The organism is Mesorhizobium sp. M5C.F.Ca.IN.020.32.2.1, from assembly GCF_004023105.1.
GTDB lineage: Bacteria > Pseudomonadota > Alphaproteobacteria > Rhizobiales > Rhizobiaceae > Mesorhizobium > Mesorhizobium wenxiniae.
The window spans coordinates 1-6,249 of the sequence record NZ_RZSX01000348.1; the positions used below are offsets into that span (position 1 = coordinate 1).

Annotated in this window: 4 protein-coding genes; all 4 read left to right on the plus strand. The window is 61.8% G+C overall.

What is annotated here, in order from left to right; translation table 11 throughout:
- On the plus strand, positions 1 to 842 hold an 842-nt coding region (locus EOA86_RS18145), incomplete at its 5' end, for an aldehyde dehydrogenase family protein (protein WP_128342921.1).
- An 85-nt stretch (positions 843 to 927) separates the two neighbouring features.
- Positions 928 to 1,959 carry an aldose epimerase family protein gene (locus EOA86_RS18150; protein ID WP_128342923.1) on the plus strand — a complete coding sequence of 344 codons (1,032 nt, stop codon included), beginning with the start codon at positions 928 to 930 and terminating at the stop codon, positions 1,957 to 1,959.
- Positions 1,960 to 2,438: 479 nt separating this feature from the next.
- The gene (locus tag EOA86_RS18155; RefSeq protein ID WP_095521970.1) at positions 2,439 to 3,536 is read left to right on the plus strand and encodes a branched-chain amino acid ABC transporter substrate-binding protein; all 1,098 of its coding nucleotides are present in this window, start codon (positions 2,439 to 2,441) and stop codon (positions 3,534 to 3,536) included.
- Positions 3,537 to 3,619: 83 nt separating this feature from the next.
- Positions 3,620 to 6,088 carry an adenylate/guanylate cyclase domain-containing protein gene (locus EOA86_RS18160; RefSeq protein WP_128342925.1) on the plus strand — a complete coding sequence of 823 codons (2,469 nt, stop codon included), beginning with the start codon at positions 3,620 to 3,622 and terminating at the stop codon, positions 6,086 to 6,088.
- Positions 6,089 to 6,249: the final 161 nt, after the last annotated feature.

Below are 6,249 nucleotides of genomic sequence, written 5' to 3' on the forward strand. Positions count from 1 at the left end.
TCAACATCCTGACCGGCGCCGCCGGCGAGATCGGCGACGAGATCTGCGCCAACCCGCTGGTCAAGAAGATCACCTTCACCGGCTCGACCGAGGTCGGCAAGATCCTGATCCAGAAGTCGTCCGTCACCGTCAAGAAGGTCTCCATGGAGCTCGGCGGCAACGCGCCGTTCCTCGTCTTCGACGATGCCGACATCGAACGTGCCGTCGCCGGCGCGATCACCGCCAAGTACCGCAATTCCGGCCAGACCTGCGTCTGCACCAACCGCTTCCTGGTTCAGGCCGGCGTCTACGACAAGTTCGTCGAGAAGCTCGCCGCTGCCAGCAACGAGCTGAAGGTCGGTTCCGGCCTCGAAGATGGCGTGCAGCAGGGGCCGCTGATCGACGAGAAGGCAGTCGAGAAGGTCGAGGAACTGATCGCCGACGCCACCGCCAAGGGCGGCAAGGTCGTCGCCGGCGGCAAGCGCCATGCGCTCGGCGGTTCGTTCTTCCAGCCGACGGTGATCGCCGACGCGACGGCGAAGATGCGCTTCATGAAGGAAGAGATTTTTGGCCCGGTCGCGCCGGTGTTCAAGTTCGAAACCGAGGAGGAAGCCGTGGCGCTTGCCGACGACACCGAATTCGGCCTCGCCTGCTATTTCTACACCGGCGATCTCGGCCGCGCCTTCCGGGTCATGGAAGGGCTGAAATACGGCATGGTCGGCGTCAATGAAGGCCTCATCACCACACCTGAGGCGCCATTCGGCGGCGTCAAGGAATCGGGCCTCGGCAAGGAAGGCGGACATCAGGGCATCGAGGATTATCTCGACACCAAATATGTCTGCATCGGCGGCCTCGGCCTCTGATTTGGCAGGGCCTGTTGACCGTCAACAGACCCAAGCCGGCCCGAGAGGCCAGGCGGGGATGGATCAACCAACTGGCGTTTCGGGCATGGCGATGAAAGACGGCGAGGTCTTCGGTACGACGCAAGCGGGTGAGGCCGTCCGCCGCTTCACCATCCACGGCGGCGGCCTCACCGCCAACATCATCGGGCTGGGCGCCATCGTCCAGGATCTGCGCCTGGCCGGGCACGATGCGCCGCTGGTGCTCGGCTATGGCAATTTCGAATTTTATGAAACGGATACGGCCTTCTTCGGCGCCGTCGTCGGACGCTATGCCAACCGCATCCGCGATGGCCGCTTCACTATCGCCGGCCAGCGTTACCAGACCGAGCGCAACTTCCTCGACAAGCACACGCTGCATGGCGGCTCGCAAGGTTTTTCGCACCGGCCATGGGAGGTTTCGCTGCATGGCAGGGATTTTGTCACGCTGACACTGCATGATCCCGACGGCACGATGGGCTTTCCCGGGGCGCTCGACGTGACCTGCACCTACAGGTTGAAAATCCCCGGCACGCTCAGCGTCGAGATGACCGCCACCTGCGAGGAGCCGACGCTGTGCAACCTCACGCAGCATTCCTATTTCAACCTGGATGACGGCGGCGCTGGCGATATCCTCGACCACCGGCTGATGCTGAACGGCGGCGCGTATCTTCCGGTCGATGGCGACCTGATCCCGACCGGCGTCGTGAAGCCGGTCGATGGCACGCCGTTCGATTTCCGCCAGGCGCGGCCGCTGCGCATGGAGAGCGAGGGCAAGCAGCTCGCCTACGACCAGAATTTCTGCCTTGCCTCGACGCGTGGGCCGCTCAAGCTGGCATCATGGGCGCAAGGCGCAAATTCCGGCGTCGAGATGGAGCTCTGGACCACCGAGCCGGGCGTTCAGCTCTATACCGGCCAGTATCTGGCGCCACCTTCGCCGGGGCTCGAAGGACGTCGTTACAAGGCTTTTTCGGGCTTTTGCCTGGAGCCGCAGGTCTGGCCGGACGCGCCGAACCGGCCGTATTTCCCGCAGGCCACGCTATGGCCGGGCCAGATCTACCACCATGTCACGGAATACCGGTTCCGACTGCCTGGCGCCTGACACGGAAGTCGGGTGGTACCGGTCCTTGCTGCGCTACCTCCGGTTCGGACAGGATCGTGCGCAAGTTCAAAGGCCGTCGTTTGCGTTCCGATTGGACGGGCGACGCTCTCGGATCGGAACCCAATCACTGTCAGCGATCGAGTTCGGACCCTTCTCGAACATCTGAAGCCGATGGCCGGGACGAGGCAAGTTGACCCGAAAGCGACCTTCGTAGGTCGGGCCGGAACGTCTGCAAAAGGGACAATCAATTTGTAGCACCCGATGGCAACAACCACTTAGCGCCCAATTTTGTTGAGAACTCGGCAAGCGCGAGCGCTCTAGCCATCAACTAACCCGCGCAGGGATATGGCAAATCCAGGTAGAAGCCTAATCAACGACGAGACGAGTGCGCTGTATGACCAGCCAAGATATCTACGCTCGCGGAAAGGACTGTCGGCGTTGACGGGATTGGCGTAAACTACTCGCTTGGGGTGTCATCCATGCACCGTATCATCACAGTGGCTTTTGTGGCGCTCGCGGTCGCGCTTAACTGTCCTGCGCAGGCGGAGGTGCTGATCGGGGTCGCAGGCCCGATGACCGGAAAGCTTGAGTGGACTGGCACGCAATTGAAGCGCGGCGCAGAGGTAGCTGTGGCCGACATCAATGCAGCGGACGGCGTTCTAGGCCAACAGGTGCGGCTCATCACGGTCGACGACTTCTGCGATCCCGAGCAAGCAGTGGCTGCTGCCCAAAAGCTGGTGGCTGACGGTGTAGTGTTCGTCGTCGGACACTACTGCTCTGGAGCCTCGATCCCAGCTTCGAAGGTGTACGAGGCGGCGGGAATTCTGCAGATTTCGCCATCCTCGACCAATCCGATGTTGACCGAGCAAGGTCGCGCCAACGTTTTCCGCGTCTGCAGTCGCGACGATGCGCAGGGCTTCGAGGCCGGCAACTACTTGGCCGATCATTGGAGCGACAAGAAGATCGCGATCCTTCACGACAACACGACCTATGGGAAGGGTCTCGCCGATGAGACAAGAAAGCAGTTGAACAAGCGGGGCGTGACCGAAACAATCTATGATGGCTACGCTCCCGGGAAAGACGACTACTCGGCCGAGATCAGTAGGCTACAGGGGGCGGATATCGCCGTGCTTTATATGGGAGGGTATCATACCGAGGCTGCGCTTATGGTCCGTGCGGCGCGCGACCGGGGCTACTCGCTTCAGCTGATCTCGGGTGACGATACGGCGACCGAAGCGTTTGGGCTCATTGCCGGCCCTGCCGCCGAGGGCACGCTCTTCACCTTTGTCCCCGACCCACGTCGAAATGCCGAAGCGGCGCAAGTCGTCGAACGATTCCGTGCCGAGAACTTCGAACCCGATTCCTGGACGCTGCATAGTTACGGTGCCGCCCAGACTTGGGCGCAGGCGGTCGAGAAGGCAGGCTCATTAGAACTCCAAGCCGTGATTGCGTCGCTGCGGAGCAATCAATTTGATACTGTGCTGGGCCGTATGGACTTTGATGACAAGGGCGACCTCACTGTTCAGAGTTGGGTATGGTATGTTTGGAAGGGCGGCGAATACGTGCCGTTGGAGTAACGGACCACCGAGCTGGCGGATCGCATTGAGCCAATCTGTGCAGATCTTATTGGCCGCGCCAGCTGAATCAACGCGTCGCCGCGATGCTTAAGCGTCTCGGCATACGCGGCCGCCTGTTGCTCGCTTTTTTCGGTATCAGCACCTTCGCGGTGCTCGCGACAGCAGCCGCTCTTTATGCCTTTCTCGAGGTGGGGGAGGTTCTCGACCGCATCACCAAGGACCGAGTGCCATCGGCGCTCGCATCCCTCCAGCTGTCGCGGCAGGCCGAGCGGGTCGCCGCCACTGCGCCCGCCGTACTTGCTTCGACCAGCAAGGCTCAGCACAACGAGGTGTCGGCTGCGATCGCGGCCGAGATGACGCGCCTAGAGGAACTGCTTGCCGCTCTCAAAGGCGCCAAGCCTGGCACGGCGGTGGTGGCTGAGATCGAGGCTGCGGTGCTTGGTCTGCGCCGCAATCTTAATGCCCTCGATGACCTTGTCGCCGCCCGCCTCTCCGTGGTGGCGCACAAAGAGGAACTGTTACGCCGCCTATCGGCTACGACAAATGCAAGCCAGCGCCTTGTAGCGCCCGGTATGCTCGTGATGAATTCCAAACTCCAGCAATGGCGGGCGGTCACAGCCGGCACGTCGCTTGCATCGGACCGAGGCACGGAGGCGACGGCCGACCTGGTTCAAGCGATCGCGGCCTACATCCCGCAGCAGAAGGCGCAGCAGGAGATCTCGGCGGTCAATGACGCGCTGGTCAACACGGCGGACGCGCCTACGCCAGGCGATCTGGCGTTGATCATGTTTCCGCTGCGCCGGTCGTTCGCCGTTCTAGATACGATTTCCGACGAGATCGACGAGAGGCTGCGAACCCGTTTCCAGCAGCGGGTCAACGAGTTCAAGGCATTGATCGACGGTGGAAACAGCATCCCGAAGACGCGGCAGGACGAGTTCGCCGTCCTTGCGCAGGGCGAAAAGCTTCTGGCCGAAAACCATCAGCTGTCGCGCAGTCTTACCGCTGCCGTCGATCGCCTGGTCGCCGCGGCAGACCGCGAGATCGCGGCGTCCGGTCTCGAAGCCGCGGTCGTCCAGCGCTACGGGACCGGAGTTGTCCTTGGCTCCGCCGTTCTCAGCCTCTTGAGTTCCGTTCTGTTTGTGTGGCTCTATGTCGACCGTAGCCTCCTCGCGCGGCTGGGAGGGTTGAGCCAAAGCATGCTCGCGATCGCCGGCGGCGATCTTCGTGCGCCATTGCCTGCCGCGGGCCACGACGAAATCGGCCGCATGGCCGAGGCGCTCAGGCTCTTCCGGGATACCGCAGTCGAGGTGGAGGAGAAGAACCTGCGCGAGGTCGCCGAAGCGCGTCAGCGGCTCATTGATGCCATCGAAAGCATCTCCGAGGGATTCGCTCTCTACGACGCGGAGGACCGGCTCGCCCTTAGCAATAGCCGCTACCGCGAACTGCTCTACAGCGACCTTGCGATCGAACTGACGCCCGGCACGGCCTTCGAGTACATCATCCGCCGATCCGCTGAGCGCGGCTATATCAGGGATGCTGAGGGACGGTTAGAGGAATGGGTCGCCGAGCGCCTCTCCCGGCACCGCAACCCTGGCGAACCGTGGCTGCAGCGGCGAGGCGACGGGCGATGGATTATGATTAGCGAGCGGCGGATCACCGGCGGCGGCACAGTCGCGGTCTACTCGGACATCACCGAGCTGAAGCAACGGGAGGAGAACCTCGCCGAGAAATCCGCGGCTCTCGAGGCGCTTTCCAGCAAGCTGGCGAAGTACCTGGCGCCGCAGGTCTACAACTCGATATTCACTGGCCGTCAGGACGTCAGGATCGCCAGCCAGCGGAAGAAGCTGACGATATGCTTCTCCGATATCGCCGGCTTTACCGAGACCACTGACAAAATGGAGTCCGAAGTTCTCACCCAGCTCCTCAATCACTATCTGACGGAAATGTCGAAAATTGCTTCGGATCACGGCGCGACGATCGACAAGTATGTCGGCGACGCGATCCTGATGTTTTTCGGCGATCCGGAGACTCGCGGCGTCAAGGAGGACGCGTTCGCCTGCGTGCAGATGGCTCTCGCCATGCAGAAGCGGATGAGCGAACTTGCCGAAATCTGGCGCGACATTGGAATTGAAACGCCGCTGCGCTGCCGCATCGGCATCCACACCGACTACTGCACTGTCGGCAACTTCGGCAGCGAGGACCGGATGGATTACACGATAATCGGCGGCGCTGTGAATCTCGCCTCACGTCTCGAGCAGGAGGCGCAGCCAGGGACGGTGCTCATTTCTTATGAGACGTTTGCGCAAGTGAGGGACATGATCGACTGCGACGAACTGGGGCACATCCACGTCAAGGGGATCGCCTATCCGGTCGCCACCTATCGCGTCATCGATCTGAAGGCCAATCTTGTCGCTGCCCATCGCTCCGTTCGAACCGAACTGCCGCATCTCAGACTAGAAGCTGAGCCCGAGCTGATGTCTGCTGACGAGCGTGACCAAGCCGCCACTGCGCTTCGAGACGCGCTCGATCAACTTTGTCACAAGCCTAGGTAGTAGGGCCCGTACCTGAATTCTCCAGCGCTCACCTCGTCGACCAGCCCACAGCCAGGCATGCCTGTCGGCCACGTGTTCTTTGGGATCGAGACACGACGGCACAATGGGCTTTCCCAGGGCGCTCGACGTGACCTGCACCTATAGGTTGAAAATTCCCGGCA

What these genes read in the sequence shown, in the direction of transcription:
- EOA86_RS18150 (WP_128342923.1), top strand. Translation starts at nt 928, where the DNA reads ATGGCGATGAAAGACGGCGAGGTCTTCGGTACGACGCAAGCGGGTGAG.
- EOA86_RS18160 (WP_128342925.1), top strand. Translation starts at nt 3,620, where the DNA reads ATGCTTAAGCGTCTCGGCATACGCGGCCGCCTGTTGCTCGCTTTTTTC.
- EOA86_RS18155 (WP_095521970.1), top strand. Translation starts at nt 2,439, where the DNA reads ATGCACCGTATCATCACAGTGGCTTTTGTGGCGCTCGCGGTCGCGCTT.